This window comes from Curtobacterium sp. Curtsp22, assembly GCF_059492135.1.
Genome location: NZ_CP168519.1, coordinates 1,182,382 through 1,209,005, shown reverse-complemented (window position 1 = coordinate 1,209,005; position 26,624 = coordinate 1,182,382). Strand labels below are relative to the sequence as shown.

Below are 26,624 nucleotides of genomic sequence, written 5' to 3'. Positions count from 1 at the left end.
GGTGGCCGCGATGGGAACGGTCCGCAGGACTCCACGTCCCCCGGACGGGGACCGGCGAAGCGGTGGGCCACGGTGGCCCCCGGAACACCGGAGCCGTGCCAGGCGCCGGTTCAGGACTTCCGCCCCGCGGGGCGGCTCGCCCGCACGAACGGGCGGAACAGGAGGAGCGTTGGCTCGATCAGGCACCCGGCGAGCAGCCGGCGGGACGCGGACCGCGTCGCGTCGCACCAGGCCGCTCGACAACGACGGCGTCATCCCCGTGCTCGCCCGCGCCGTGCGCGAGGTCGAGGCGGCGGCGCAGCGTGGACCGCTCAAGGCGTCGAACCGTTCGAAGTTCCAGGCGGTCGCCCTGCTCATGCGCGAGGAACGCGCACGGGTCAAGGCGGACACCGAACTCACCGACTCGCAGCGCGCCGAGCAGCTCAAGCGGCTCGACGGCGTCGCGACGATCCTCGCGAAGACCGCGGCGCGGGACACCAGCGTGATCCAGCTCCTCACGGAAGAGGCGTCGGTCAGTGAGACGACCCGCACCGTGAAGCGCGACATGATGATCGCGGGCGGCATGGAGCTGCAGCCCGAGGAACTCGTCATCGCGGCGGAGCCCTCGCCGACGGTGGAGAGCCCGGTGCGTGCGGTCGTGCCGCAGGCGGTCGTGCAGCGACAGCTCGCGAACCCGTTCCTGCCGCCGGACTTCGCGCTCGCCGACCAGCCCGTCGCACACCCGCGTCGCCTGGCGAACTGGGAGCTGTTCGGCCCGCTCTTCAAGTCGTTCGAGTACGGCGCGGGCGGGGGAGCGGCGACGATGCCGCTGCCCGAGCCCACGACGCTGCACTCGCGGTCGGGCACCACGCTCATGAAGCACCAGGCGGAGCTCATCGCCGCCGCGGCGCAGGGCCACCGCACGTTCCTGCTCGCCGACGAGCCCGGCCTGGGCAAGACCGCGCAGTCGCTCCTCGCCGCCGAGGCCGCGAACGCCTTCCCGCTGCTGGTCGTCGTGCCGAACGTCGTCAAGACGAACTGGAAGCGCGAGGCCGCCCGCTGGGTCCCGAACCGCACCGCCACGGTCATCCACGGCGACGGGGACGACCTCGACGGGTTCGCCGACATCGTCATCGTGAACTACGAGATCCTCGACCGGCACGCCGGCTGGCTCGGGAACTTCGGGTTCAAGGGCATGGTCGTCGACGAGGCGCACTTCATCAAGAACAAGGACTCGCAGCGCTCGAAGTTCGTGTTGCAGCTCGCCGAGGCGATCCGGTCGCGCACCGCGTCGCCGCTGCTCATGGCCCTCACCGGCACGCCGCTGATCAACTCGGTCGAGGACTTCCGCACCATCTGGGAGTACCTCGGCTGGATCGACGACAAGAAGCCGCGCGCCAAGCTCATGAACGAGCTCGAGGAGATCGGCCTGACGCCGGCCGACCCCGGGTTCTTCGTCGAGGCCCGCAAGGCCGTCATCGACCAGGGCATCGTCCGCCGCCGCAAGGTCGACGTCGCCGCGGACATCCCGGCACGTCGGATCGCCGACATCCCCGTCGAACTCGACGACGAGGTCGGCCGCTCGATCCGCGACGCCGAGCGCGAGCTCACCGCGAAGCTCGTCAAGCGGTACCACCAGGCGCTCGACGCCCGCACCGGGCAGGACCCGGTCGTCGGCATCGACCACAAGCTCGTCCGCCAGGTCGCGCGCTGGGAGCTCGAGGACCAGGACGCCTCGCCGACCGGGGAGAACGTGTTCTCGATGGTGCGGCGCATCGGTCGGGCCAAGGCGCAGCTCGCGGCGGACTACGCGGCGCAGCTCGCCTCGAACGTCGGCAAGGTCGTGTTCTTCGCGAAGCACCTCGACGTCATGGACCAGGCGGAAGAGGTGTTCGCACGTCGACACCTCCGCACCGCGACGGTCCGGGGCGACCAGACGCCGGCGCAGCGCACGGCCGAGATCGACTCGTTCGTGAACGACCCCGACGTCGCCGTGATCGTCTGCTCGCTCACCGCGGCGGGCGTCGGCCTCAACCTGCAGGTGTCGTCGAACGTCGTGCTCGCCGAGCTGTCGTGGACGAGCGCCGAGCAGACCCAGGCGATCGACCGCGTGCACCGCATCGGGCAGGAGGAGCCCGTCACGGCGTGGCGCATCATCGCCGCCCAGACGATCGACACCAAGATCGCCGAGCTCATCGACTCGAAGGCGTCCCTGGCCGCCCGCGCGCTCGACGGCTCGGACGAGGAGATCGTCGACTCCGGCGACATCCAGCTCGACGCGATGGCGGCGCTGCTGACCGAGGCGCTGGAGCGCGGCTAGGGCCGGCGCCGTCCGGCGCCCGGCGCGCCCGGCGCGTGGCGCGCATGCCTCTCGCACAACGGAAGTCCGTCCGAACCACGCGATCACGCGGTTCGGACGGACTTCCGTTGTGCGGGGCTCCGCGGCGTCAGATGCGCGACTGGACCTCGGCGAGCGAGGGGTTCGTCGCCGTGCTGCCGTCGGGGAACACCAGCGTCGGCACGGTCTGGTTGCCGCCGTTGACCTCGGCGACGAGTTCGGCCGTGCCGGGCGTCTGCTCGATGTCGACCTCGCGGTAGGGGACCCCGGCCTTCGACATCTGGTTCTTCAGGCGCGCGCAGTAGCCGCACCAGCTGGTCGTGAACATCGTGACGGCGCCGGCCTCCGGCACGAACGCGTCGCGGGTGATCGTCTCGCTCATGTGCTCAGGCTAACCCCGCCGGTTCGGGGAACACGGGGAAGCCCTGGTAGACAGGACCGCGTGAGCGACACGCACCTCGAGATCGAGCGAACCTACGACCTGCCCGAGGGCGGTGCCCTGCCGGACCTCGTCGGCATCGGCGGCATCATCCGCACCGAGCACCAGGAGCCGTTCGACCTCGACGCGACGTACTGGGACACCGAGCGGTACGACCTCGTGGCCGCCCGCGTGACGGTGCGCCGCCGGACCGGTGGCCCCGACGCCGGCTGGCACATCAAGCGCGCATCGTCCGACACCGTCCGGCACGAGCAGCACTTCCCGCTCACCGACGACGCCGACACCGTCCCCGACGAGGTCCTCGCCGCACTCTTCACCGAGCGCCGTGGCCGGGGCCTCCACCCGGTGGTCCGGATCACGACGACCCGCACGGTGACGCGGCTGCTCGACGAGGACGGCGACCAGATCGCCGAGCTCGCCGACGACCAGGTCCGCGCGACGCGGCTCGACGACGACGCCCCCGAGACCCCGCGCACCTGGCGCGAGGTCGAGGTCGAGATCGTCGGCGGCGTCGACCCGCAGGTCGCCCACGAGCTCTTCGCGTCGCTCGACGGGCGCTTCGCCGCCGCCGGCGCCGGCCCCGCCGCCGTCTCGTCCAAGCTGGCACGTGGGCTGGCAGGAGCACCGGCACCGCGCCTCCAGGCCGAGGACAAGCCGGAGAAGGGAACGACCGCACGCGTGCTGGTGAAGCGGCTGCGGAAGCTCCGCGCCGCGCTCCTCGCCCAGGAGGCGCGGCTCCGCTCCGGCGACGCCACCGACCTCCGGCAGGCGGCCGAGACCGCCCTCGAGATCGCCGCGATCCTCGGCGCGTACCGTCCGGCGTTCGCCGCCGGCGACGCCGTCGACCGCGCTGCCGCGGGGGCGGACGGACTCGCCGCCGTCACCGCGCGCGCTGCGTTGGCGGAGTACCTCATCGACCGGCTGCCGCGCGCGTCGACCCCGGCGCAGGACGAGCTCGTCGACGCGATGACGCGCGAGCGGATCCTGGCGGCCACCCGCGAACGTCGCGACCAGTCGGTCCGGGACGTCGTGGCGTTCCTGCACGGCGAGCCGTTCCTCGAGCTCCTCGACGCCCTCGACGACGCGGTCGAGCGCCCCGCACCGACCGCGTGGGCCCTCCGGTCGCCGAAGAAGGTCGCGCAGGACGTCGTCGCCCAGGTGAAGCCGGAGGTCCGCGAACTCGTGCGCGCCGCGGTCGCCGACGACACCTCGGACACCGCCGCTGCGCGTGAGGCCGCCGACCGCGCCACGACCGAGGCTGCCTGGCAGGCGACGATGCGCGCGCGCCTGACGATGGACGTGCTCGGCGACGACGCGTTCCCGCACGCACTGTGGAAGCGGATCGGGACGGCGGCCGACGTCCTCACCGAGCGGGTGCGCTCCCTGCACGCGCTCGACACGCTGCGCACGAACGCGGCGATCGCCGAGCGCGGCGGCGAGGGCACGTTCGGGTACGGGGTGCTCGCGGGCGACCGGGTGCGCCTCGCCGAGGAGTCCTACGACGAGGCGGTGCACGCGCTCAACCGCGTGTGACGCGCCGCGCGGCGGGCGCTCGCGCGCTCGCTTCGTGAGCAGAAATGGTCGGGTGCCGATGGGCAACCCGACCATTCCTGCTCACCAAGTCGTCACGCGGCGGGCGCCTCGTCCGCCAGCCCCAGGACGTCGAGGAGCCAGGCGAGCTCGAACGCCCGCTCCTTCCACGAGGCGTACCGGCCGCTGACGCCGCCGTGCCCCGCTGCCATCTCGGTCTTGAGCAGCACCGGGGCGCCGACCTCACGCAGCTTCGCGGTCCACTTCGCGGGCTCGACGTACAGCACACGGGTGTCGTTGATGGACGTCACGGCGAGGATCTCCGGGTACTGCACGTCGTCGCGGACGTTCTCGTACGGCGAGTACTCGCTCATGTACCGGTAGACCTCGGGGTCGTGCAGCGGGTCGCCCCACTCGTCCCACTCGATGACCGTCAGCGGCAGGTCCGGGTCGAGGATGCTCGTCAACGCGTCGACGAAGGGCACCGCCGCGAGGATCCCGGCGAACCGTTCCGGGGCGAGGTTCGCCACAGCGCCCATCAGGAGCCCACCCGCACTGCCGCCTTCGGCGACGAGCCGGTCGGCGGTGGTGCGTCCGGTGTCGATCAGGTGCGTGGCGACCGCGACGAAGTCGGAGAAGGTGTTCTTCTTCGTGAGGGTCTTGCCGTTCTCGTACCAGTGCCGACCCATCTCGCCGCCACCGCGCACGTGGGCGACGGCGAACACGACGCCGCGGTCGAGCATCGACAGGCGCATGACGCTGAACCCGGGGTCGATCGAGTGCTCGTACGAGCCGTAGCCGTAGAGGTGCAGCGGTGCCGGACGGTCGGTGTCGACCGCGTCACGGCGCCACACGAGGGAGATCGGCACGCGGGTGCCGTCGTCGGCGGTGGCCCAGTCGCGCTCCTGGACGTAGTCGGCCGGGTCGTAGCCGCCGAGCACGGGCTGACGCTTCAGGACCGTGACCTCGCCCGTCGCGAGGTCGAGGTCGCTCACCTCGGACGGGGTGACGAACGACGTGAACCCGATCCGGAGCGTCGGCTGGTCCCACTCCGGGTTGCCACCGAGCCCGGCCGAGAACAGTGCCTCGTCGAAGGGGACCTCGTGCGCGTCGCCGTAGCCGTCGCCCTCGATCGGGATGATCGCGACGCGGGGGAGCGCCTCGGACCGGTACTCGAGCGCGAGGTGTCCGGCGAAGGCGTCCACCGCCTCGATCCGACGCTCGGCGTGGTGCGCGACGACGACCCGCCGGTCACGCTCCGACGTGGGGTCGTCCGCGGGGACGTCGACGAGCTCGAAGTTCTCGGCACCGTCGTTGTGCAGGACGAGGAACCGGTCGCTGCCGCCCACGATCGCGTGCTCGATCTCGTACTCGACGCCCTCGCGCCGGGGCCACACGACCTGGAACTCGCCGGTGGGGTCGGCCGCGTCGAGGACGAGCGCCTCGGAGGTGATCTTCGACCCGAGCTCGATCACGATGTACTGCGATGACCGGGTGACCCCGACGCCGACCCAGTAGCGGTCGTCCGGCTCCTCGAACACGACGACGTCATCGCCCGCCGGGCTGCCCACGGTGTGCCGCCAGATGCGGTCGGGCCGCCAGGAGTCGTCGACGGTCGGGTAGAACACGAAGCGCCCGGACGGGTCGAACGTCGCCCCGGAGCCGGTGTTCGGGATCTCGTCGCCGAGGTCGGTGCCGGTCGTGAGGTCCCGCACGTGCAGGGTGTACCGCTCGTCACCCTCGACGTCGATGCCGTAGACGAGCCGTGTGCCGTCGTCGCTGATGTCGTAGGAACCCAGCGAGAAGAAGTCGTGGCCGTCCGCGAGCGCGTTGCCGTCGAGGACGACCTGCTCGCCGGGGAGCGTCGCCTCGCCCTCGGTCACCGCCGGCGGGGTCCAGTCGTCGGGCCCGCTGATCGGCGCACGGCAGTGCACGCCGTACTGGCTGCCCTCGGCCGTGCGCGTGAAGTACCACCAGTCGCCCATGCGGACGGGCACCGAGAGGTCGGTCTCCTGCACGCGGTTCTTCACCTCGGCGAAGATCCGGTCGCGCAGTCCGTCGAGGTGCGCCGTCGCCTGCTCGGTGTGGCGGTTCTCGGCCTCGAGGTAGGCCAGGGTGTCCGGCGACTCCTTGTCGCGCAGCCACTCGTAGTCGTCGACGAAGTCGATGCCGTGGTGGGTCCGCTTAACGGGCCGCTTGGCGGCGGTGGGCGGGGTGGCCTGGGCGTGCTCGGTGCTCACCACCCCACCCTATTCGCCCGGTGTGTGACGGCGTCGTGGACGCGGTCGGTGAAGGCCGTCACCTCGTCGGCGACGGCCACCGCGAGCCACGCTCGGCGACGGCGCCGCTCGGTCACCGGCCGCAGCACCCCGGCGCGGCAGAGATCGTCGGTCACGGTGTCGATCGAGCGGGCGTCGTCGCCGAGCAGCTGCTCGAGGTGGTCCTCGGTGACGACGGGATCGTCGAGGAGGGTCCGGGTGACCGCGTCGTGCGCCCGTGTCGGGACGGCGGCCTCGTCGAGGAGCAGCGCCGTGACCGTGGCTTCGTCGCACACCGTGCCGATCGCGATCGCGAGGTCACGGACCCACTCGTCGACGACACCGCGCCGGTACCGGTCGAGGTGCCAGAAGTACCAGTCCCGCTCGGCGACCAGGGCAGTCGCGACCGGCACCGTGACGATCCGAGCGAGGCCTCGACGGCGGAGCACGGCGGCGACGAGCGCGCGGCCGATCCGCCCGTTGCCGTCGGTGAACGGGTGGATCGACTCGAACTGCGCGTGCGCGATGGCCGCCTGCGCGATCGGGTGCAGGTCGTCGCGGTGGAGGAACGCGAACAGGTCGTCCATCAGCTCGGGCACGAGCGCGGCCGGCGGCGGGACGTGGCGCGCGAGCCGGGGCGTGGCGCCGCCGCCGATCCAGTTCTGCACGTCCCGCCAGCGTCCGGCGTACCGGCCGTCGGCCGGGTCGTCGCGCAGGAGCCGGTGGTGGGCCGCGAGCAGCGCCCGTTCCGTGATCGTGCCGGACGCCGCGGACGACACGAGCGTCTCGATCGCCCCGCCGGCCCGGACCATCGCCGTCGCGCTGCGGTTCGCCCGGACGCCGACGACGGCCCGCGCGAGGTCGTCGAGCGTGGCGTGCTCGTCCTCGATGCGGGAGGTCGCGACGGCCTCGGTCCGGTCGAGCACGCGACCGAGCACAGCGAGCCGGTCGCCGTGGTGCTCGTCGAGGTGCACGAGCGCGGCGGCGGCGCGGTCGAGCAGCGCTGCGGTGTCGGCGTCCGGGGACCAGGGGAGCCGGGCGATGCGCGGCGGGACCGACGCCACCACCGACGTCGTCTCGCGGTCGTGCCGCGGGCCGCGCACGCTGCTGCGCCAGGGCAGCGTGACGGTGGTGTGGGACGGCCAGGGGTGCTCGGTGCTGGGCATCGGTTCCTCCACGGTGAACGAGACGGGTCGACGGGTCGACGCTAGAGCGGCGCCGGCCACCGCCGCGAGGAATCTGCATGTCGTGTGTGCACGGCCGCGGTGTCCGCCCCCGTCGGTACCGTGGTGGCATGAGCAACTCCTTCGTCGTGACGAACGCACACGTGGTCCCCGTCACCGCCCCCGAGTTCGACGGCGGCGCCGTCGTGGTCGAGGACGGTCGCATCACCGCGATCGGCCCGGACGTCTCGCCCCCGGCCGGGCTGCCGGTCGTCGACGCCGCGGGTGCGTGGCTCGTCCCGGGCTTCGTCGAGTCGCACGGGCACGTCGGCATCCACGAGGAGGCGAACGGCGAGGCGGGCAACGACACGAACGAGATGACCGGCCCGAACATGGCCGGGGTGCGCGCGATCGACGCGATCGACATCGACGACGAGGGCTTCCGCGACGCCCTCGCCGGCGGCATCACCTCGATCGTCGTCAAGCCCGGGTCCGGCAACCCGATCGGCGGCCAGACCGTCGCGATCAAGACCTGGGGCGGCCGCACGATCGACGAGCAGCTCATCTCCGACGCGGTGAGCATCAAGAGCGCGCTGGGCGAGAACCCGAAGCGCGTCTACGGCGGCAAGGGACAGACCCCGTCCACCCGTCTCGGCGTCGCGAAGATCATCCGCGACGCCTTCGTCGAGGCCCAGAACTACCGCGCCGCCCGCGACGCAGCCGCCGCGAAGGGCGACCCGTTCGCCCGCGACCTCACGAAGGAGGCGCTCGTCCGCGTCCTCGACGGCGAGCTCGCGTGGGACCAGCACACGCACCGCCACGACGACATCGCCACCGCGATCCGGCTGGCCGAGGAGTTCGGGTACCGCCTGGTGGTGAACCACGGCACCGAGGCGCACAAGATCGCGCACGTCCTCGCCGGGAAGGACATCCCCGTCATCTACGGCCCGCTCTTCACGAGCCGCTCGAAGGTCGAGCTCCGTGATCGCGGGATCCCGAACCTCGCGGCGATCGCGGCGGCCGGGGTCCGCGTGGCGATCACGACCGATGCCCCGGTCGTCCCGATCGGCATGCTCGTGGACCAGGCCACCGCGGCGGTGAAGGAGGGGCTGCCCCGCCAGACCGCGCTCGAGGCGCTCACGACGAACCCCGCCGACTTCCTCGGGTTCGGGGACCGCGTCGGCCGCCTCGCCGAGGGCTACGACGCCGACCTCGTCCTGTGGGACGGCGACCCGCTCGACGCGACCAGCCGCGCGACGCGCGTCTGGATCGAGGGCGAATCCGTCTTCGAGTGGGCCGACGGCACGGGCGTCACCACGCCGCGCTGGTAGCGACCAGGGTCCGGACTGGAGGCACGGTGCGGACCCGCACCGCGCCTCCAGTCCGCCGCCCGCAGGCGGGTCTCAGACCTCGCGCGCCAGCAGGAAGTCGTTGATGCGCGTCGTGAGTTCCGCGTCGATCGCCCGCGCGACACCGTTCACCGACCGGATCGGCGCCGCCTGGCGCACGCTCGAGACGAGCCAGGCCGCGTCCGCCGTGTGGAAGTCGTCCAGCGTGAGGAGCTCGTAGGCGGTCTCGATGCCCGCTTCCTCGGCGAAGCGGAACACGTCGGCCTGCGTCGTCCCGGCGAGGATCCCGATGTCGGTGCGCGGCGTCACGAGCCGCCCACCGACGGAGAGGATCAGGTTCGCGCGCGTGCCCTCGAGCACGTAGCCGTCCGTCGACACGAACACGGCGTCGTCCGCTCCGCGTCGGCCGGCCTCGCGGAGCGCCGCCATGTTCACCGCGTACGACAGCGTCTTCGCGCCCTGCAGCAGCCACGGAGACGTCCGCTCGACGTCGTGCCGGTAGCCGCGGTCGAGCGTGACGACTGAGATGCCCTCGGTGCGTGCGGCGGTCGAGTCACCGGACGGTGCCGCGTAGACCCACCCCGTCGGGCGGTCCGACCCCTCGACGCCGCGGGTGAGGACGGTCTTGACGAAGGCTTCGCGGACCGGGTCGAGCCGGGCGCACACCGCCTCGATCGCTCGTCGCCAGGCGTCGGTGTCGGGTGCGGGCAGGCCGAGCATCGCGGCGGAGCGGCCGAAGCGGGCCAGGTGCGCCTCGAGCGCCTGCGGGTGCCCGTCGATCACGGTGACGGTCTCGAAGACCCCGTCGCCGCGGATGATGCCGAGGTCCTGCACCTGGACGTGCTCCTCGAGGGGCTTCGCCCACGTGAACGCGTCCGCCGCGGGGTCGTGCGGCGCGCGGTCGCGGGAAGGCTGGTTCAGGACGGCGAGCACGGTTTCGGTCATGGGGCCATCCAACCGCAGCCCGGCCTGGAACGACCTAGCCGGCTTCGGGCAGCGCACCCATGAGCTTCCACACCGCCGGCGTCAGCTCGGGGTGCTGCAGCGCGATGCGGCGGAGCCGGTGGTACTCCTCGCCGAGGCGGGTGCCCTGCCCGGAGGCGGGGTGCATCGACCACTGCGCGCTCCGCTGCCCGATCGCGGCGTCCAGCTCGACGGCGTCGGCGCGGAGGATGAGCACGACCTGCTCGTCCACGGTGGGGAGCGTCGGCATGAACTCCCACGGGTCCTCACCCTGGCGGCTGCGGTGCTCGACGATCATCGAGATCTCCTCGGCCGCCTCGGCACGCAGCACTTCGAGGCTGCGCCCGGTCCTGCCCGGCTCAGCCATGGTGCCCCCGCAGCGTGCCCGCCATGGAAAAAGCCTACGCCAGAACTTCGGCCAGACTGGACGCGTGACCCCACGCGACCCGAGCAAGTCCCAGCACCCCGCCGTGGTCGTCGTCTACCTCGTGCGCGACGGCGAGCAGGGCCCCGAGGTGCTCCTCGGCGAGAAGCGACGCGGCCTCGGGACCGGCCGGCTCGTCGGACCCGGCGGCAAGCGGGAACCGGGGGAGTCCGCCGTCGAGACGGCGGTGCGCGAGGTCGCGGAAGAGGTCGGCCTGCGGATCGACGCGGCGGACCTGGAGGCACGGGGCACGTTGGACTACCGGTTCCCGTACCGCCCGTCCTGGTCCCAGGTCTCGGACGTCTTCGTCTGCCGCCGCTGGCAGGGCAGCCCGTCGGGCAGCGACGAACTCGAACCCCGCTGGATCCCGGTCGACGCCGTGCCGTTCGAGGCGATGTGGGACGACGCGAAGTACTGGTTGCCGGGCGTGCTCGGCGGGGGATCGGTGCGGGCGCGGTTCACGTTCGCCGAGGACGATGCCACGGTGTCGGGCTACACCGGCACCGGGGTGGCAGCGCCGTCGGGACCCTGACCCGTCGCCGTCCCAGCGCGTCGTCCTACCGGGTCGGGGTCTGCGTGCGGGTGCTGCCGGTGCGGGCTTCCTCGGCCGCGGCGATGACCTCGGCGTCACCGCTCCGTCCGCCGAGCGGGCGCACGAAGAAGTCGATGATGCCGAACACGATCGCGCCGATCATCGCGAACATCGCCCAGCCGACGAACAGCCCGGCGACGTTGCGGCCGTCGGCTGGGGCGAGCAGCACACTCGCCGCGTAGAACCCGACCGTCAGCACGAGGAACACGACGACGACGGTGACGAGGACGCGGTGCCAGGCGATGCGCGGGTTCATGCCCCCCAGGATACGCGCCGCTCGGGGCTCAGCGGTCCGCGTGCCGACCGTGCGGGCGCTCGCCGGCGCCGTCGATGGCGCGACCCGCGGCGTCGGCGCGACCCGGTGCCCTGGACCCGTCCGCCCGTGGGACGGGACGGGTCCGGGGGCCGGTCGCCGCGCCTCCTGGACGCTGCACCGGACCGGTGCGGTCCCCGCGGACGACGGGGATGCGACCCGTGGGCGTGGTCTCGGTCTCGAGGCCGTCGCGACCGCCCATGAAGACGTCGCCGCCGACGCGTTCGTCCTCCCAGTCGTCGTCGTGGAGGATGCTCAGCGTGCCGGTCTCGGTCGAGGTGAGCCCGTGGCGCTCGAGCTCGGCGTCGCGCTGCTTGCCGAGGAACTCGCGGTTCGCGGTCTGGGCGTCCTGGAACATCGTCGTGCGGCCGGTGACGATGGCACGGATGCGTCGGCGCTCCCACCACTGCTTGCCGAAGTACATGAGAACGAGTCCGGCGCCGGCGTAGCAGGCCATCGTGATGAGCCCGCGCGAGTACGACGGGCCGACGCCGTAGATCTGGTGCTTGATCATGTCGACCATGCTCGAGCCGACGACGACGTTGTTGAGCCACGCGAACGGCTCCGGCATGAACCACTTCGGGTAGGCGCCGCCGGACGACGGCATCGACAGGAAGACGAAGCAGATCATGGCCGGCGCGGCGATGAACCGGCCGACGAAGTAGCTCAGCCCGTTGACGGCGAGGCCGATCGCGACGATCCAGCCCCAGGCGATGAGGACGAGTTCGATCCAGTGTCCGTGGATGGCGCCGACCACGGGCCCGGCGAGGGTGTTCGTGATGAGCGAGATGACCAGGCCACCGACGACGATGACGGCCATGCGGGTGCGGTGCCGGAGCGGGCCGCCCATGATGCCGATGAACATCGCGACCATGTAGCCGCCGATGCACCAGGCGAGCATGACGTACATGGCGACGGTGCCGTACTCGTCCCAGGCGGGCAGCGGAGCCAGCTCGGTCACGGTGGGGGCTGCCACTCCGATGCCGGTCAGGACGGTGCTCAGCGTCACGGGGACGAGCGAGGCGACCTGGAACTGGTGTGCGGTGGCCTTGAAGACCTCGTTCGTCGAGGGGTCGTACGCCACGGCCATGGTGCCGGCGAGCACGTCGCGCTTCGCCTGCGCGAGGGAGTCGTAGGTGTGGAAGAGGTACTCGCCCGGGAGTGCCTTCTGCATCGCGGCCACGAGTGTGGGGTCGCTGCCGACGAGGGCCACGGGGACGTCGTGCGGGTGCGGGGCGTGGAACGCGAAGACGTAGCAGAGGCAGAAGCCGACGATGAAGAACAGCGGCATCCAGAGCTGCAGGCCGATCAACTGGAGCGACGGGTGCAGCGTCCCGAACCAACGCCGGTAGCCGCTGATGCGCTGCGGCTCCGGCACTGGTGCCTGCCGGACGCGACCGGAACCACCGGAACCGGTGCGGGTCGGCCGGGTGCCGGCGACCGGGGCACCGCGTCGGGGCTTCGAACCACCGCGGGTGGACGGACGTGTCGTGCGCTGCTTGGGAGCGGATGACTGCCGCGGCCCCCCGTCACGATCCGGGAGGTCGTTGTTCCTGGGGACGTCGTTCCGCGGCGTGCTCACTCGGCGATGCGCTCCTGTTCTGGGTCGGGCCGCCAGGATACGCCCGGGATCCTGGTCGCGGTCAGGACCGGCTGCGAGACGCCTGCGCCGAGTCCATCGCGAGTTCCTCGGCGTCGAGGGTCACGAGCACGCGGCGCATGACCTCCTCGTCGAGGTTGCCCTTCTCGCGTTCCTCGAGCACGATCTCGCGGCGGCGGTCGAGCAGTTCCCGCCGGATGTCCTGGATCTGCGCACCCCGCAGGCGGACCGGGGCGTTGCGCTCCTCGTCCTCCTCTTCCTCGGCGTCGCGGCGGAACGTCTCCGCCTGGCGCTCGAGCCGTGCCTTGAGCCGGTTCACGACGGCGTCGACGGCCTCGTCGCCGTACTGCTTCGACCAGTCCGGACGTCGCTTCTCGAGCAGCTCGATCGCGGCCTCGGTCGTGCGCTGGTTGAGGCGCATCTCGCTGCGGACGTCCTCCTCGCCCTCGGCCGGGTCCTGCACCTTGAGCGACCGGATCACGAACGGCAGGGTGAGTCCTTGGAGCAGGAGGGTCCCCACCGTCACGATGAACGCGATGATGAAGATGGTGTCCTGGGCCTTGATGTCGACCGGGTTCGCCACGACCGACACGGCGGCGGCGAGGGTCACCACGCCCCGCATGCCCGTCCACGAGATGACGGTGAGCTCGCGCCAGTTGAGCTTCGGTTCCGCCGAGCCGCGCATCCACCGCAGGGACGGGTGGCCGCGGGACAGCCGGATGCGCAGGGGTCGGAACCACCTGCCGTTGAAGCGGTTGCGCACGTACGACTCGAACACGAAGAGCGGCCGGACGAGGATCACCACCACGAGCACCACGGCCGCGGCGGTCAGGGTCTGCCCGAGGCTGCGCTCGCTCTCGACGAGGTCCTGCACGACGGTGTTGAGCTGGAGCCCGATCAGGGCGAAGACGAACCCCTCGAGGATGACGTCGATGCTCGTCCAGAGCGGGCGCTCCTGCAGGCGGGTCGCGTAGCCCTCCTTCGGCGAGTTGTAGCCGATGTAGAGGCCGGCGGTCACCACCGCGATCACCCCGGAGCCGGAGAGGTCCTCGGCGAGGATGTACGCGACGAACGGCAGCAGGATGCTCATGATCGTCTCGACCACCGGGTCGTTGATCCGCATCCGGATCCAGTGCACCGCGACGCCGAGGACGATGCCGACCGCCAGCCCGACGCCGATCGCGAGGCCGAAGATCCCGAGGTCCTGCCAGATCGTCAGCGAGGTGCCCGCCGCGATCAGGGTGAAGACGCGCACGAGCGTCAGGGATGCGGCGTCGTTGATGAGGCTCTCGCCGGACAGCACCGTCATCACGCGGCGGGGGAGCCCGAGCTTCCGGCCGATCGCGGCGGCCGACACCGCGTCCGGCGGGGCGACGATCGCGCCGAGCAGGATCGCCGCGGGCCAGTCCATGTCGGGGATGATGATGTACGCCGCGAGGCCGACGGCCAGTGCCGTGATGATCACGAGGAAGATGCCGAGTCGACGGATCTGCTTGATCGACTGCCGGAAGCTCTGCCACGACACGTCGAGCGCTGCCGAGTAGAGCAGCGGCGGCAGGATGATCGTCAGGATGACCTCGGAGTCGATCTCGATCGGCGGGAGGCCGGGCAGGAACGACGCGGCCAGGGCGACGGCCGTCACGAGCAGTGGCGCCGGCAGTCCCTTGGCCCGAGCGAACCCCGTCACCGCGAGCGATCCGACCAACAGGATGAGGAGCTCGACGGTGTCCATGCCGTCCATTCTCCCATCGGAATGGTTCCGGATCTGAACGAGTCCGAAGGCGACATGAACAGCAGGTGTCCGACAGGGTTTGCCAGGCGGCGTTCAGCCTGGGACACTTGCCCGCGGTGGACATCACACTCATAGTCGTCCTGGTCATCGCGTTGGCCCTCTTCTTCGACTTCACAAACGGTTTTCACGACACCGCCAACGCGATGGCGACCCCGATCGCCACCGGTGCGATGAAGCCCAAGGTGGCCGTCACGGTCGCCGCGGTGCTCAACCTCGTCGGTGCGTTCCTCAGCACCGCGGTGGCGACGTCGATCTCGCACGGCCTCATCAACGAGGGGCCCGGAGGCGTGGCGATCAGCCCGGAGATGATCTTCGCCGGGCTCATCGGGGCGGTCGTGTGGAACATGATCACGTGGCTGCGCGGCCTGCCGTCGTCGTCCTCGCACGCGCTGTTCGGCGGGCTCATCGGTGCCGCGATCGTCGGTGCGGGGTTCAACGCCGTCAACTACGCGGCCCTGCTGACGGTGGTGATCATCCCCGCGTTCCTCTCGCCGGTGATCGCCGCGCTGGTCTCGTTCCTGTCCACCCGGATCGCGTACCGGATCACCCGGCGCCCGGTCTTCCCGAACGAGCGCGGCGGCTTCCGCATCGGCCAGGTCTTCACGAGCTCGATGGTGTCGCTCGCGCACGGCACGAACGACGCCCAGAAGACGATGGGCGTCATCACGCTGACCCTCATCGCCTCGGGTGCGCAGTCGTCCGAGCAGGGCGTCCAGTTCTGGGTCGTCATCGCCTGCGCCCTGGCGATCGCCCTCGGCACGTACACCGGCGGATGGCGCATCATCCGCACGCTCGGTTCCGGCATCACCGAGATCCGTGCGACGCAGGGCTTCGCGGCCGAGGCCTCGACCGCGGCGACGATCCTCGCCTCGAGCCACCTCGGCTTCGCGCTGTCCACCACGCAGGTGTCCTCCGGCTCGATCATCGGCGCCGGTCTGGGTCGCCGCGGGTCGAAGATCCAGTGGTCCACCGCCGGCAAGATCGTGATCGCCTGGTTCATCACCCTCCCGGCGGCCGCTGCCGTCGGCGCGGTCGCGTCCGGCATCGCCCGCCTCGGCGTCACGGGCCTCGTCATCGACGCGGTCGTCGGCGCCGCAGTGATCCTCGGGCTCTACCTGTGGTCGCTCCGCAAGCCGCACGAGCAGGCCGCCGCGATCGAGGTGGACGTCGCCGCCAACGCGGTGTTCACCCGCAAGGAGCTGCGTGACCTGCAGCGGAAGAAGCGCGCCGAGACCGTCGCCGCGCGTCGAGCCGAGCTGAGCCGCGAGCGCACCCTGCGCCGCATGGCCGGCCGCAAGGGAGGACGACGCTGATGGGGATCGACTGGTTCGCCTTCCTGACGGTCGCGATCGTGTCGCTCGTCGGCGCGTGCTTCGTGGTCACCGTGTACTCGATCGGCCTCCGCTTCTGGAGCGCCGCCGACACCCGCGCCGGCAAGTTCACCGTGAAGGACGACGGCACGATCGGTCCGGCGACGGTCGGGTTCCCGCACCCGTCGAACGTCACGACCGCGGTGCGCTGGTTCCGGACGCTGTCCGTCGCCTGCTTCGTCGTCTCCGGCGCGGCCGTCCTCTACGGCATCTACCTCATCGTCCCGCAGTTCCACTGACGCATCCCGCGCTGACCGGCGTGCGTGCCGTGGGCGCGACCCGCTGACGGCCTGGAGGCACGGTGCCGGCCCGCACCGCGCCTCCAGGCCGTCACCGCGCGCGTCCACCGCGCCACCCGCGACGTCCGCGCACGTCGCGACGCGCCCGCCCGGGCCGGGGCCCGGCCCCGACCGGCCGGACGGGCTACCCTCGTGGGCGTGACCGGCAACGAAGCAGCACAGACCCGTACCGAGACCGACTCCCTGGGGTCGCGTGACGTCCCAGCGGACGCGTACTGGGGCATCAACACCCTCCGCGCCCTCGAGAACTTCCCCATCACCTCGGTGCCGATCGCGGTCTACCCGGACCTCATCGAGGCCCTCGCGACCGTCAAGCAGGCGGCCGCCCGGGCGAACAAGGCGATCGGGGTGCTCGACGCCGAGCGTGCCGACGCCATCGACCGTGCCGCGCAGGAGGTCCGCGACGGCTCGCTCCGGGACCAGTTCGTCGTCGACATCGTGCAGGGCGGTGCCGGTACCTCGACGAACATGAACACGAACGAGGTGCTCGCGAACCGTGCCCTCGAGCTCCTCGGCCGCGAGAAGGGCGACTACGGGTACCTGCACCCGATCGACCACGTCAACCGCAGCCAGTCGACGAACGACACGTACCCGACGAGCATCAAGCTCGCGATGATCCTCGGCGTGCGGCGGCTCGTGTCGCAGCTCGAGGCGCTGTCCGACGCCTTCGCGGAGCGCGGGCACGCCTTCCAGGACGTGCTGAAGATCGGACGCACCCAGCTGCAGGACGCGGTGCCGATGACCCTCGGGCAGGAGTTCACCGGCTTCTCGCACACCATCCAGGAGGACGTCCTCCTGCTCAAGACGGTCATGCCGCTGCTCGCCGAGACGAACCTCGGTGCGACGGCGATCGGCACCGGCATCACGGCCGACCCCCAGTACCGCGACGAGGTCCGTCGCCAGCTGCAGGTCGCGTCCGGGCTCGACATCGTGACGGCACCGGACCTCATCGAGGCGACGAGCGACGCCGGCGCGTTCATGACCCTGTCCGGCACCGTGAAGCGGAGCGCGGCGAAGCTCTCAAAGATCTGCAACGACCTGCGGCTGCTGGCCTCGGGTCCGCAGGCCGGCCTGGGGGAGATCACGCTCCCGGCACGGCAGGCGGGGTCCTCGATCATGCCGGGCAAGGTGAACCCGGTCATCCCCGAGGTCGTGAACCAGATCGCGTTCGCGGTCGTGGGAGCGGACACCACGGTCACGATGGCGGCCGAGGGCGGGCAGCTGCAGCTCAACGCGTTCGAGCCGATCATCGCCCACTCGATCCTGCAGTCGCTGCAGTGGATGGCGAGCGGGTGCGCGACGCTCCGGGTGAACTGCGTGGCCGGGATCGAGGCGAACGAGGCGAAGCTCGCGGCCCAGGTCGACACGAACGTCGGCGTCGTCACTGCGCTCACGCCGTACATCGGGTACGCGGCCGCGGCGTCGATCGCGCACACGGCGTTGACGACCTCGACGCCCATCTCGACGCTCGTGACCGCGGCGGGGCTCATGGAGGAGGACCAGGTCCAGCGCGTCCTGAGCCCGGCGCGGCTGTCGGGCATCGAGCTGGCGACGGGGGCGATCCCGGTCGTCACCGAGGAGATGCTCGACCGGGCGGCGCGCGAGCGCTGACGCGCGGCGCCTACGGCATCGGCGGCTCGCCGACCCGCACCTGCCGGGACAGGTCCCGCAGGTGTTCCGCAGCCTCGGCCTGGGCAGGATCGGCGTCGTCCTCGGCGGCCCGCTGCGCTGCGATCGTCCGGACGTGGTGTGCGGCGGCGATGTCGGCGTCCCGCCACCGGGCGAGCGTGAAGTTCCGCGTGACGTCCCGCAGCGGCAGCCGGATGGACTCGTCGGCCTCGATCCCGGCGAGGAGCTGGCGCATCCGGATCACCTCGGAGTCGAGCTCACCGCCCACCACGAGCACGAAGTTCGAGATGTACAGGTACACGAGCAGCAGGATCGCGCCACCGAGCCACCCGTAGGCCTTGTTGCCGCCGCCGATCGTCTCGACGTAGAGCGAGAACCCGAGCGTCGCCAGTGCCCACGTCACGATGGCGAACCCGGCACCGGCGGACACCCATCGCAGCTGCGGCGTCTTCACGTTCGGCGTCGCGTAGTACAGCACCGCGACCATCACGACGAGGTCGGCGGCGAGGATCGGCCACTTCACCACGTTCCAGAGGTCGTCGATCCACGGCGCCCACCCGAAGGACCGGATGACCGCGGCGGAGATCGTCGGGGTGCCGAGCAGGATCACGATCGCGATCGCACCGCCGGCCATCACGAGCAGCGTGACGAGGAGCATCATGCTGCGGAACTTCCAGATGCGACGCCCCTCCTCGACCTCGTAGGCGGTGTTCATGGCCCGGCCGAACGCCGTCGCGTACCCGGAGAGCGACCACAGCGTCAGCACGACGCCGATCGCGAAGCCGAGCCACGGGTTGTCCAAGGTGAGGAGCTGCCGGAGCGGACCTTCGAGATGCGAGGCCGTCTCGGGGCGGACGATGAAGCCGAGGATCCCGATGATGTCCTCGAGGCTGTCGCCCTGCCGGTCCACGATCGACAGGGCCGACACCACGGTCAGCGTCGTCGGGAACACCGTGAGCAGCGCGAAGAACGTCAGCGACGCCGCCGCGTCGACGACGCGGTGCCGGATGACCGAGTGGTAGGTACGCCGGACCACGGCGCGGGCTCCCGTCCGCTGGAGGTCGCGCGATGCGCTGTCCGGCATGCGTTGTACGGTACCCGACACCTGCGGGCCAGGAGGCGCGGTGGCAGCCCGCACCGCGCCTCCCGTCCGGTCGACGGTCGCGTCCGGCGGCCGCTCCGCTCGTCAGTTCGCGTGTGGGTGCCGTGCGTCGTACCGGCGGAAGGACGGCACCGCGCGGAGGAGCAGCGCGACCAGGCCGATGATCAGCACACCGCCGATGATCGGCGGGTACGCGATGCCAGCGGCGACCACGAGCCCCGCGTAGAGGTCGCCCAGCCGCGGTCCACCGGTGACGACGACGATGAAGATGCCCTGCAGGCGTCCGCGCATGCCGTCCGGGGAGGCGGCCTGCAGGATCGTGTTCCGGAACACCGAGCTGACGTTGTCGGCACCGCCGGCCGCCGCGAGGAAGAGTGCCGCGAGGCCGAGCGCGGGCAGGATGCCGGTGCTGAACGCGTCGCCCTCGCGGCCGCCGAGGGCGTGGGCGCAGGCGATGACCACGCCGAACGCCGCGATCGCGCCACCGTAGGCGGTGATCGCCCAGCCGACCGCCTCGCCCTGGCGGCGGACGTGTCCGAGCGGACCGGAGAACACGCTCGAGAGCAGGGCTCCGATCGCGTACGCCGCGGTGAGGGTGCCGACGGTGATCGACCCGCCGCCGATCACGAGCGCACCGATCGCGGGGAAGAGCACGCGGGGCTGCCCGAACGTCATCGCGACGATGTCGAGCACGAACGTCATGGTGATGTTCCGCGACCGTCGGAGGAACCGCGCCCCTTCGACGAGCGAGCTGAGCCCCGGACGGAGCGCGTCCCGGTCGGCGGCCATCCGCGGCAGGGTGAACACCCCGAGGAACGCGAACGTGAACAGGACCACGTCGATCGTGTACGTCGGGGCGAAGCCGACGGCCGCGATGAGCACGCCCGCGACCGCGGGACCCACCGTGACCTGGAACCCCGAGGCGATGCCGCCGAGGGCGCTCGCCGCCGGCAGCAGGTCCGTGCCCACGAGCCGGGGCACGATCGCGGAGCGGGACGCGTTGCTCACGGTCGCGGCGACGGCGTTGACCGTGGCGAGGACGTAGAGCAGGGCGACGCTGTGCAGTCCGAGCCAGGCGTGCGTGGCGATCAGGGCCACGGCGGCCCAGGCGATCACGGCGGACACGAGTGCGACGGTGCGCCGGTCGAACGCGTCGGCGAGCATGCCGCCGTAGAGGCCGGCGACGATCATCGGCAGGAGCGCGATCACGCCGACGAGGGCGACCGCGAAGGTCGAACCGGTGATGTCGTAGACCTCGAGGCCGACGGCGACGGTGGTCATCTGCGTGCCGATGCCCGCGATGGCGGTGCCGAGCCAGAGCCGGGCGAACGCGGGGGAGCGGCGGAGCGGGGTGAGGTCGGCGAGGAGACGGCGTCGGCGCTCGCCGGTCGGTGTGGATGATGTCACGGTGGAACCATTCTGGGGGCTGCGGCGCCGTCCGTGGACGTGCGGGGCCGTGTCCGCGCTCTCTGGTTGACTGGCGGGCATGACTGACCTGAACAGCAAGCCCGAGTTCGACGCCCCCGAGGGCCCCGCCCCCACCGAGCTCGTCATCACCGACATCGTCGAGGGCTCCGGCGACGTGGCCTCCGCCGGATCGACCGTCAAGGTGCACTACGCCGGCGTCGAGTACGAGACCGGCGAGGAGTTCGACAGCTCGTGGAACCGCGGCGAGCCGATCGACTTCCCGCTCGCCGCCCTGGTGCGCGGCTGGCAGGAGGGCATCCCCGGCATGAAGGTCGGCGGGCGCCGCAAGCTCGTCGTCCCGCCGGAGCTCGCCTACGGCCCCGCCGGCGGTGGCCACTTCCTGTCCGGCAAGACCCTGATCTTCGTCATCGACCTGCTCGGGGTCCGCTGATGCAGGTCGGCGCACCGACCATCGAGCTGAACGACGGACACCGGTTCCCGGAGCTCGGCCTCGGCACCTACGGGCTGAACGGCGACGAGGGCGCGGCGGCCGTCGGGACGGCGATCGCGGGCGGCTACCGGCTGCTCGACACCGCGCTCAACTACGGCAACGAGGACGCCGTCGGCAGGGCCGTGCGCGAGTCGGAGGTGGCGCGCGAGGACCTCGTCGTCACGTCGAAGCTCCCCGGCCGCCACCACGGCTACGACGAGGCGCACCGCTCGATCGACGAGACCCTCGGCAACCTGGGCCTCGACTCGGTCGACCTCTACCTGATCCACTGGCCGAACCCGTCCGTGGACAAGTTCGTCGACACCTGGAAGGCCTTCGTCGACCTCCGCGACAGCGGCAAGGTCCGCTCGATCGGCGTCTCGAACTTCACCCCGGAGCACCTGCGTCGCATCGTGGACGCCACGGGTGTCGCCCCGGCCGTGAACCAGGTCGAGCTGCACCCGTACTTCCCGCAGGGCGAACTGCGGAAGGTGCACCAGGAGCTCGGCATCGTCACCGAGAGCTGGAGCCCCCTCGCGAAGCGGTCGGAACTCCTCACGGAGCAGCCGATCGTCGACGCCGCTGCCGCGCACGGGGTCACCCCCGGGCAGGTCGTGCTCCGCTGGCACGTCCAGATCGGTGCCGTCCCGGTGCCGAAGTCCGGCGACGCGGCCCGGCAGCGCGAGAACCTCGACGTCTTCGGCTTCGAGCTGACCGACGCCGAGGTCGCGGCGATCTCCGGCCTCGAGCGCGGACGCCTCTGGGACGGCGACCCGGACACGCACGAAGAGATGTAGGAAGCCTCACTTCGGGATGGGGGGACTACACTGGGTTCCCCTGTCCCGAAGGGTTGTGTGTGTCAGAACCGACCGAGATCGACCGCGAGCGCGGCTACGTGGACGGCCTGTTCGGCCGTCTCGACGAGCTGACCGCCGAGGCCGAGCAGCGTCTCGCCGAAACCCGCCGTCAAGCGGTCGGCGGGAACCACCAGAGCCGCAGTGAGCGCGATGCGTACGCCCGGCTCTACGAGGACACCATCGCGACGCTCGAGCGCGTCGGCGACCGCCTGGTCTTCGGGCGGCTCGAGGTGTCCGAGCCGGACAGCGACGAGGACTCGTTCCGCTACATCGGTCGCGTGGGCCTGCGGGACCGCGACCACCGACCGCTCCTGCTCGACTGGCGCGTCCCCGGTGCCAACGCCTTCTACCAGGCGACCGCTGCGCACCCGATGGGCATGCGCGCCCGCCGGCACCTGACCCTCGACGGCCGCAGCGTCGTCGGCATCGAGGACGAGGTCTTCGACGCCGCGCTCTACGACGACGAGCGCACGCACCTGCAGGGCGAGGGCGCGCTCCTCGCCGCGGTCACCGCCGAGCGCACCGGCCGGATGACGGACATCGTCGCGACGATCCAGGGCGAGCAGGACCGGATCATCCGCTCCCCGCTCGAGGGCGTGCTCATCGTCCAGGGCGGCCCCGGCACGGGCAAGACCGCCGTGGCCCTGCACCGTGCGGCGTACCTGCTGTACTCGTACCGCGAGCGGCTCCGGGGCTCCGGCGTGCTCATGGTCGGCCCGTCGCCGGCGTTCCTGACCTACATCGAGCAGGTGCTCCCGTCGCTCGGCGAGACCGGCGTGGTGATGGCCTCGCTCGGCTCGCTCTACCCGGGCGTGCACGCGACGAAGCACGACCAGCGCGACGTCGCCGCGGTGAAGGGCTCGGCCGAGATGGCGCAGCTGCTCCGTCGCGCGGTGCGGTCCCGCCAGGTCGTCCCGACCGAGTCGGTCACGCTCGACGTCGAGGGGGAGCGGCTCGTCGTGCCGCCCGAGCTCGTCGCCGACGCCATGAAGCGTGCGCAGGACCGTGGGAAGCCCCACAACGCCGCCCGCGTCACGTTCAACAAGACCGCGCTCGACGCCATGACGCGGTTGCTCGCCGAGCAGCTCCGCCAGCGCGGGACCACCGTCGACGAGGCGGACGAGAAGGTCCTGCGCGAGGACATCCGGTCGTCGTACGACGCCCGCGTGCTCCTCAACACCGCGTGGCTGCCGCTGCCGCCGGAGAAGCTCCTCGAGGACCTGTACGCCCGGCCGAACTGGCTCGCCTCGCTCACCCCCCACTGGACCCCGGAGCGCCGGGCCCTGCTGCTGCGTGCGCGGGGAGCCGCGTTCACGGTCGAGGACGTCCCGCTCCTCGACGAGGCCGCCGAGCTCCTCGGCCCGTTCGACCCCACCGGCGGGGCGGCCAAGCGCGCGGCGAAGGCCAGCCGCAACCGCGACATCGAGAACGCCCGCCAGGCCATCGAGAACATGGGCGTCGAGGGCATCGTCACCGCCGAGCAGGTCGCCGGCTCCTTCGCCGAGGGCGGCGACCCCCGCTCCACCGCCGAGCGCGCCGCCGAGGACCGCGAGTGGACCTACGGCCACATCGTCGTCGACGAGGCGCAGGAGCTCTCCCCGATGCAGTGGCGGGTACTCGCCCGCCGGAACCCACTCCGCTCGTTCACGATCGTGGGCGACATGGCGCAGGGGTCCTCGCCCGGGGCCGCCCGCACGTGGGACGACGTCGTCGGCGCCCTCGCCCGCCGTCGTCGGGGCCGCGCGCCGCAGGTGCCGATCGAGCACCGCGTCGAGGAGCTCACGGTGAACTACCGCACGCCGCGCTCGATCGTCGAGGCCGCCGGGGCCTTCGCGGACGCCGCCGGCCTCGCGGTCACCCGGACCGAGGCCGTGCGCGACGGCGACCCCGTGGTGCGCGTCACGTCCAGCCGGGCCGAGGTGCTCGACACGGTCGCCGCGATCGTCGGCAGCGAGCGGGAGCACATCGGGGCCGGCACGATCGGCGTCATCGTGCCCGAGGCGGACGTGGACGCGGTCCGCGAGCGGTTGGCCCGGACCGAGGTGGACGTCCGGTCGCTCGGGTCACCCCGACCGGGGTCCGTCACGGTGCTCACGGGCGCCGATGCGAAGGGCCTCGAGTTCGACGGCGTGCTGCTGGTCGACCCGGAGCGGGTCGGTGCGGACGCGGCACGTGCGGCTGCCGCCGTGTACGTCGCCATGACGCGCCCGACGCGCCGCCTGACCGTCATCGACGTGGACTGAGGGCACGGGAGGCGCGGGGCGCGTCCGTCAGGTCGGGGTGCCCTCGGCCCGCACACGCGTCACCAGCGCCGCCCACGGGCCGTCGAGGCGGGTGCCGGGGATCGTGACCGTCGTCCGTTCGACGGTGATCGTCCACGTGAAGTCGTCGCGGACACCCGGCGCAGGGGGACCCGGGGCGTCGCGGGGCAGGGCACCGACGAGCGCTGACCACCCGCCCGGGTCGTCGCAGGCATCGGTGTCGACGCGCCAACCCCTGGTGGTGCCGGCGATGCCCCCACTGCGGCGGACGTCGATGTGCATGCCCCCGACGGTACGCCGACAACCCGGCTCAGTCGAGCACGCCGACCGTGCGCCAGGCGTCCTGCACCGCGGTGTGCTGCGCCGACCCGTCCCCGAAGCGCGTGCGGGCGGCGTCGACGGTGACGGTGGCGAACCCGGCGAAGTCGATCGAGGCGGTGACGGCGTCGGACGTGAGGGCGTCCCACCAGACGGCTCCGGCGCCTTCCCACGCGTTGCCGCCGATCGCCGTGGCCGCCAGGTAGAAGGCGTGGTTCGGGATGCCGGAGTTCGTGTGCACGCCGCCGGAGTCCTCGGTGGTGTCGACGTACCCGGCCATCGTCGCGGGCTGCGGGTCCTTCCCGAGCACCGGGTCGTCGTAGGCGGTGCCGGGGGCCTTCATCGACCGCAGTGCGACGCCGTGCACGGCCGGGGTGAAGAGCCCCTCGCCGATGAGCCACGACGCCTGGTCGGCGCTCTGGCGGCGGGCGTACTGGGCGACGAGCGAGCCGAAGACGTCGCTGATCGACTCGTTCAGCGCCCCGGACTGCCCCTCGTACGTGAGGTCGGCGGTGTACTGGGTCACGCCGTGCGCGAGTTCGTGGCCGATGACGTCGACCGCGATCGTGAAGCGGTTGAAGACCTCGCCGTCGCCGTCGCCGAACACCATCCGGCTGCCGTCCCAGTAGGCGTTGTCGTAGTCCTGCCCGTAGTGCACCGTGGCGTCGAGGGGGAGGCCTGCGCCGTCGATCGACACCCGGCCGAACACCTCGAGCCAGAAGGCGTGGGTGTCGCCGAGGCCCGTGTACGCCTCGTCCACCGCGGGGTCGCCGGAGTCCGGGTCGCCCTCGCGCCGGACCGGGGTGCCCGGGAGCGTGGTGCTGCCGTGCGCGTCGGAGGCGGTCCGCTGCGGCGACCGGTCGACCGTGCCGCTCACGCCCTGCGGACGGACCCGGTGCTCGTGCTTCGGACGCTGGACGGTGTCGAGCGACGCCAGCGCCGTCCGTGCCGCCGAGGCCGCGCGTGGGAAGCCCTGGGCGTCGGCGACGGCGCGGAGCAGGTAGGGCGGGACGACGGATCGGATGCGGTCGGTCGGGGTCATGGCGTCATGCAACCACCGGGCACCGACACCGCGGTCAGTCCTGCTTGCGGTTCTCCACGAGCCCGAGGGCGTACGACTCCCACCACTGTCCGGCGGCCGGCCCGCCGTTGCAGGTGCCGTCGCTCAGCCCCGGCGTCTTCACCCACAGCAGCGCGTCCAGCCGGGTGGAGCCGCGGGTGACGTGCGGGGCCTGGCCGAGGCCGGCGCCGTCCGGGTTGCACCAGGTCCCGCGCCAGCCCTGACCGTTGCGCGAGACGTCGATGACGAAGTGCGGGTCGCCGCCGATCGCGTCCGCGAGCTGGTCGGCGTAGGCGCGTTCCTGGTCGACCCGGTAGAAGTTCGAGACGTTCGTGAAGAAGCCCTGCACCCGGTCGACCCCGGCCTCGCGCAGCCACTTCGCCATCGTCGCCGTCGGCACGCGGTTCTCGTTCCCGCCGTCGAGGTACACGGTGAGGCCGTGGCCGCTGAGCTCGTCGACGGCCTTGCGGATCAGGGGCAGGCGGTCCTGCTCGAGGCGCTTGCACACCTGGATCTGGGCGATGGCGTCCGGCTCGACGAGCACGACGGCCCGGGAACCCGCCATGGCCCGCACGGCCGACCGGACCCACGGCAGGTACTCGTCCGCGGCGGTCCCGCCCTTGGAGTAGCTGCCGCAGTCGCGGTCCGGGACGTTGTAGAGGACGAACACGGGCGTCTTCCGCTGCCGCTCGGCGCTGCGGACGACGTCCCGGATGGTCTGACGCGTCTCGGACACCGAGGTGTTCGTCAGCCATGTGGCGATCGGCTCGTCCGCGATGACGGCGATCTTCCGGGCCGTGGTGTCGTCGCCGTCGGCACGGGCCTCGGACTCCCGCTTGCCGGGTTGGTTCTCGGCCTCGGGCTGCTCCGCGAGGCCGCCCGGGAACGCCTCGGACGCCGTCTTCCGCTCGGCGACCTGCCTGCCGGTGGGCTCGGTGCCACGGGGGAGCACGAGCACGAGCGTCACGACGAGCGCGGCGACGACGACCGCGGCGAGCCCGATCCACGTCCACTGACGACGGCCGGGGCTGCGGCGTGCACGGGTTCCCTCGAGACTCGGCATGCGCCCATGCTCGCAGGTGCGACCCCGG

General features: G+C 71.9%; 23 protein-coding genes. 10 read left to right on the top strand and 13 right to left on the bottom strand.

Annotation, left to right across the window (positions count from 1 at the left end; all coding sequences use genetic code 11):
- Positions 1–169 precede the first annotated feature (169 nt).
- The gene (locus ACEN8D_RS05715) at positions 170–2,299 is read left to right on the top strand and encodes a DEAD/DEAH box helicase (protein ID WP_070416539.1); all 2,130 of its coding nucleotides are present in this window, start codon (positions 170–172) and stop codon (positions 2,297–2,299) included.
- A gap of 127 nt (positions 2,300–2,426) precedes the next feature.
- Here the strand turns inward: ACEN8D_RS05715 and ACEN8D_RS05710 are convergent, their stop codons facing one another.
- The gene (locus ACEN8D_RS05710) at positions 2,427–2,699 is read right to left on the bottom strand and encodes a mycoredoxin (protein WP_070416538.1); all 273 of its coding nucleotides are present in this window, start codon (positions 2,697–2,699) and stop codon (positions 2,427–2,429) included.
- 60 nt (positions 2,700–2,759) lie between these two features.
- Between ACEN8D_RS05710 and ACEN8D_RS05705 the strand changes: the two genes are divergently transcribed.
- Entirely contained in the window at positions 2,760–4,289 is a 1,530-nt protein-coding gene (locus ACEN8D_RS05705) for a CYTH domain-containing protein (RefSeq protein WP_413461727.1), read from the top strand.
- 92 nt (positions 4,290–4,381) lie between these two features.
- On the opposite strand, the gene ACEN8D_RS05700 is transcribed toward ACEN8D_RS05705, so the two are convergent.
- Both ACEN8D_RS05700 and ACEN8D_RS05695 read right to left on the bottom strand, forming a co-directional pair.
- Complete coding sequence (locus ACEN8D_RS05700) at positions 4,382–6,526, bottom strand: S9 family peptidase (protein ID WP_413399809.1); 2,145 nt, start codon at positions 6,524–6,526, stop codon at positions 4,382–4,384.
- Complete coding sequence (locus tag ACEN8D_RS05695) at positions 6,523–7,710, bottom strand: Fic family protein (RefSeq protein WP_413461728.1); 1,188 nt, start codon at positions 7,708–7,710, stop codon at positions 6,523–6,525. Before ACEN8D_RS05695 ends, ACEN8D_RS05700 begins: the two co-directional genes overlap by 4 nt.
- A gap of 128 nt (positions 7,711–7,838) precedes the next feature.
- Between ACEN8D_RS05695 and ACEN8D_RS05690 the strand changes: the two genes are divergently transcribed.
- Positions 7,839–9,038, top strand: coding sequence for an amidohydrolase (locus ACEN8D_RS05690; protein ID WP_413399690.1), 1,200 nt, complete (start codon positions 7,839–7,841; stop codon positions 9,036–9,038).
- A 72-nt stretch (positions 9,039–9,110) separates the two neighbouring features.
- On the opposite strand, the gene ACEN8D_RS05685 is transcribed toward ACEN8D_RS05690, so the two are convergent.
- Positions 9,111–10,001 (bottom strand): aminodeoxychorismate lyase, encoded by an 891-nt coding sequence (locus ACEN8D_RS05685; RefSeq protein WP_413399689.1) that lies wholly within the window; start codon positions 9,999–10,001, stop codon positions 9,111–9,113.
- Between the two features lie 34 nt (positions 10,002–10,035).
- Positions 10,036–10,386: a tryptophan synthase subunit alpha gene (locus tag ACEN8D_RS05680; RefSeq protein WP_070416534.1), complete on the bottom strand. Its 351-nt coding sequence runs from the start codon at positions 10,384–10,386 to the stop codon at positions 10,036–10,038.
- A 64-nt stretch (positions 10,387–10,450) separates the two neighbouring features.
- Here ACEN8D_RS05680 and ACEN8D_RS05675 point away from each other — a divergent pair, with 64 nt between their 5' ends.
- The gene (locus ACEN8D_RS05675; protein ID WP_413399688.1) at positions 10,451–10,975 is read left to right on the top strand and encodes an 8-oxo-dGTP diphosphatase; all 525 of its coding nucleotides are present in this window, start codon (positions 10,451–10,453) and stop codon (positions 10,973–10,975) included.
- Positions 10,976–11,000: 25 nt separating this feature from the next.
- Here ACEN8D_RS05675 and ACEN8D_RS05670 read toward each other — a convergent pair whose 3' ends face one another.
- The 3 genes from ACEN8D_RS05670 to ACEN8D_RS05660 form a co-directional block, all read right to left on the bottom strand.
- Positions 11,001–11,291 (bottom strand): hypothetical protein, encoded by a 291-nt coding sequence (locus ACEN8D_RS05670; RefSeq protein WP_071295411.1) that lies wholly within the window; start codon positions 11,289–11,291, stop codon positions 11,001–11,003.
- A gap of 28 nt (positions 11,292–11,319) precedes the next feature.
- On the bottom strand, positions 11,320–12,726 hold the full coding sequence (locus ACEN8D_RS05665) for an ABC transporter permease (protein WP_495601192.1): 1,407 nt from the start codon (positions 12,724–12,726) through the stop codon (positions 11,320–11,322).
- A gap of 265 nt (positions 12,727–12,991) precedes the next feature.
- Entirely contained in the window at positions 12,992–14,680 is a 1,689-nt protein-coding gene (locus ACEN8D_RS05660; protein WP_071295413.1) for a cation:proton antiporter, read from the bottom strand.
- Positions 14,681–14,796: 116 nt separating this feature from the next.
- Here ACEN8D_RS05660 and ACEN8D_RS05655 point away from each other — a divergent pair, with 116 nt between their 5' ends.
- From ACEN8D_RS05655 to ACEN8D_RS05645, 3 genes are all read left to right on the top strand, one after another.
- Positions 14,797–16,053, top strand: coding sequence for an inorganic phosphate transporter (locus ACEN8D_RS05655; protein WP_083294992.1), 1,257 nt, complete (start codon positions 14,797–14,799; stop codon positions 16,051–16,053).
- Entirely contained in the window at positions 16,053–16,349 is a 297-nt protein-coding gene (locus ACEN8D_RS05650) for a hypothetical protein (protein WP_309779063.1), read from the top strand. The genes ACEN8D_RS05655 and ACEN8D_RS05650 overlap by 1 nt, the downstream gene beginning before the upstream one ends.
- A 198-nt stretch (positions 16,350–16,547) precedes the next feature.
- Positions 16,548–18,020, top strand: a complete 1,473-nt coding sequence (locus tag ACEN8D_RS05645) for an aspartate ammonia-lyase (RefSeq protein WP_070419138.1) — start codon at positions 16,548–16,550, stop codon at positions 18,018–18,020.
- 10 nt (positions 18,021–18,030) lie between these two features.
- On the opposite strand, the gene ACEN8D_RS05640 is transcribed toward ACEN8D_RS05645, so the two are convergent.
- Positions 18,031–19,122, bottom strand: coding sequence for a YihY/virulence factor BrkB family protein (locus ACEN8D_RS05640; RefSeq protein ID WP_413399189.1), 1,092 nt, complete (start codon positions 19,120–19,122; stop codon positions 18,031–18,033).
- Between the two features lie 102 nt (positions 19,123–19,224).
- On the bottom strand, positions 19,225–20,547 hold the full coding sequence (locus ACEN8D_RS05635; RefSeq protein ID WP_083403314.1) for an MFS transporter: 1,323 nt from the start codon (positions 20,545–20,547) through the stop codon (positions 19,225–19,227).
- A 79-nt stretch (positions 20,548–20,626) separates the two neighbouring features.
- Here ACEN8D_RS05635 and ACEN8D_RS05630 point away from each other — a divergent pair, with 79 nt between their 5' ends.
- Genes ACEN8D_RS05630 through ACEN8D_RS05620 form a run of 3 tightly spaced genes read left to right on the top strand, consistent with a single transcriptional unit; the run spans position 20,627 to position 24,137 of the window.
- The gene (locus ACEN8D_RS05630; RefSeq protein ID WP_092094011.1) at positions 20,627–20,998 is read left to right on the top strand and encodes an FKBP-type peptidyl-prolyl cis-trans isomerase; all 372 of its coding nucleotides are present in this window, start codon (positions 20,627–20,629) and stop codon (positions 20,996–20,998) included.
- Positions 20,998–21,834 (top strand): aldo/keto reductase, encoded by an 837-nt coding sequence (locus ACEN8D_RS05625; protein WP_309779066.1) that lies wholly within the window; start codon positions 20,998–21,000, stop codon positions 21,832–21,834. The genes ACEN8D_RS05630 and ACEN8D_RS05625 overlap by 1 nt, the downstream gene beginning before the upstream one ends.
- 59 nt (positions 21,835–21,893) lie before the next feature.
- Positions 21,894–24,137 carry a HelD family protein gene (locus ACEN8D_RS05620; protein ID WP_413461538.1) on the top strand — a complete coding sequence of 748 codons (2,244 nt, stop codon included), beginning with the start codon at positions 21,894–21,896 and terminating at the stop codon, positions 24,135–24,137.
- 27 nt (positions 24,138–24,164) lie between these two features.
- Here ACEN8D_RS05620 and ACEN8D_RS05615 read toward each other — a convergent pair whose 3' ends face one another.
- From ACEN8D_RS05615 to ACEN8D_RS05605, 3 genes are read right to left on the bottom strand one after another with little or no spacing between them, the layout of a single operon-like run.
- A complete protein-coding gene (locus ACEN8D_RS05615; RefSeq protein ID WP_413399279.1) occupies positions 24,165–24,437 on the bottom strand; it encodes a protealysin inhibitor emfourin in 273 nt (90 codons plus the stop codon).
- Positions 24,438–24,465: 28 nt separating this feature from the next.
- A complete protein-coding gene (locus tag ACEN8D_RS05610; protein ID WP_413399280.1) occupies positions 24,466–25,515 on the bottom strand; it encodes a M4 family metallopeptidase in 1,050 nt (349 codons plus the stop codon).
- 34 nt (positions 25,516–25,549) lie between these two features.
- Positions 25,550–26,596, bottom strand: a complete 1,047-nt coding sequence (locus ACEN8D_RS05605) for a glycoside hydrolase family 6 protein (RefSeq protein ID WP_413399281.1) — start codon at positions 26,594–26,596, stop codon at positions 25,550–25,552.
- Positions 26,597–26,624 lie beyond the last annotated feature (28 nt).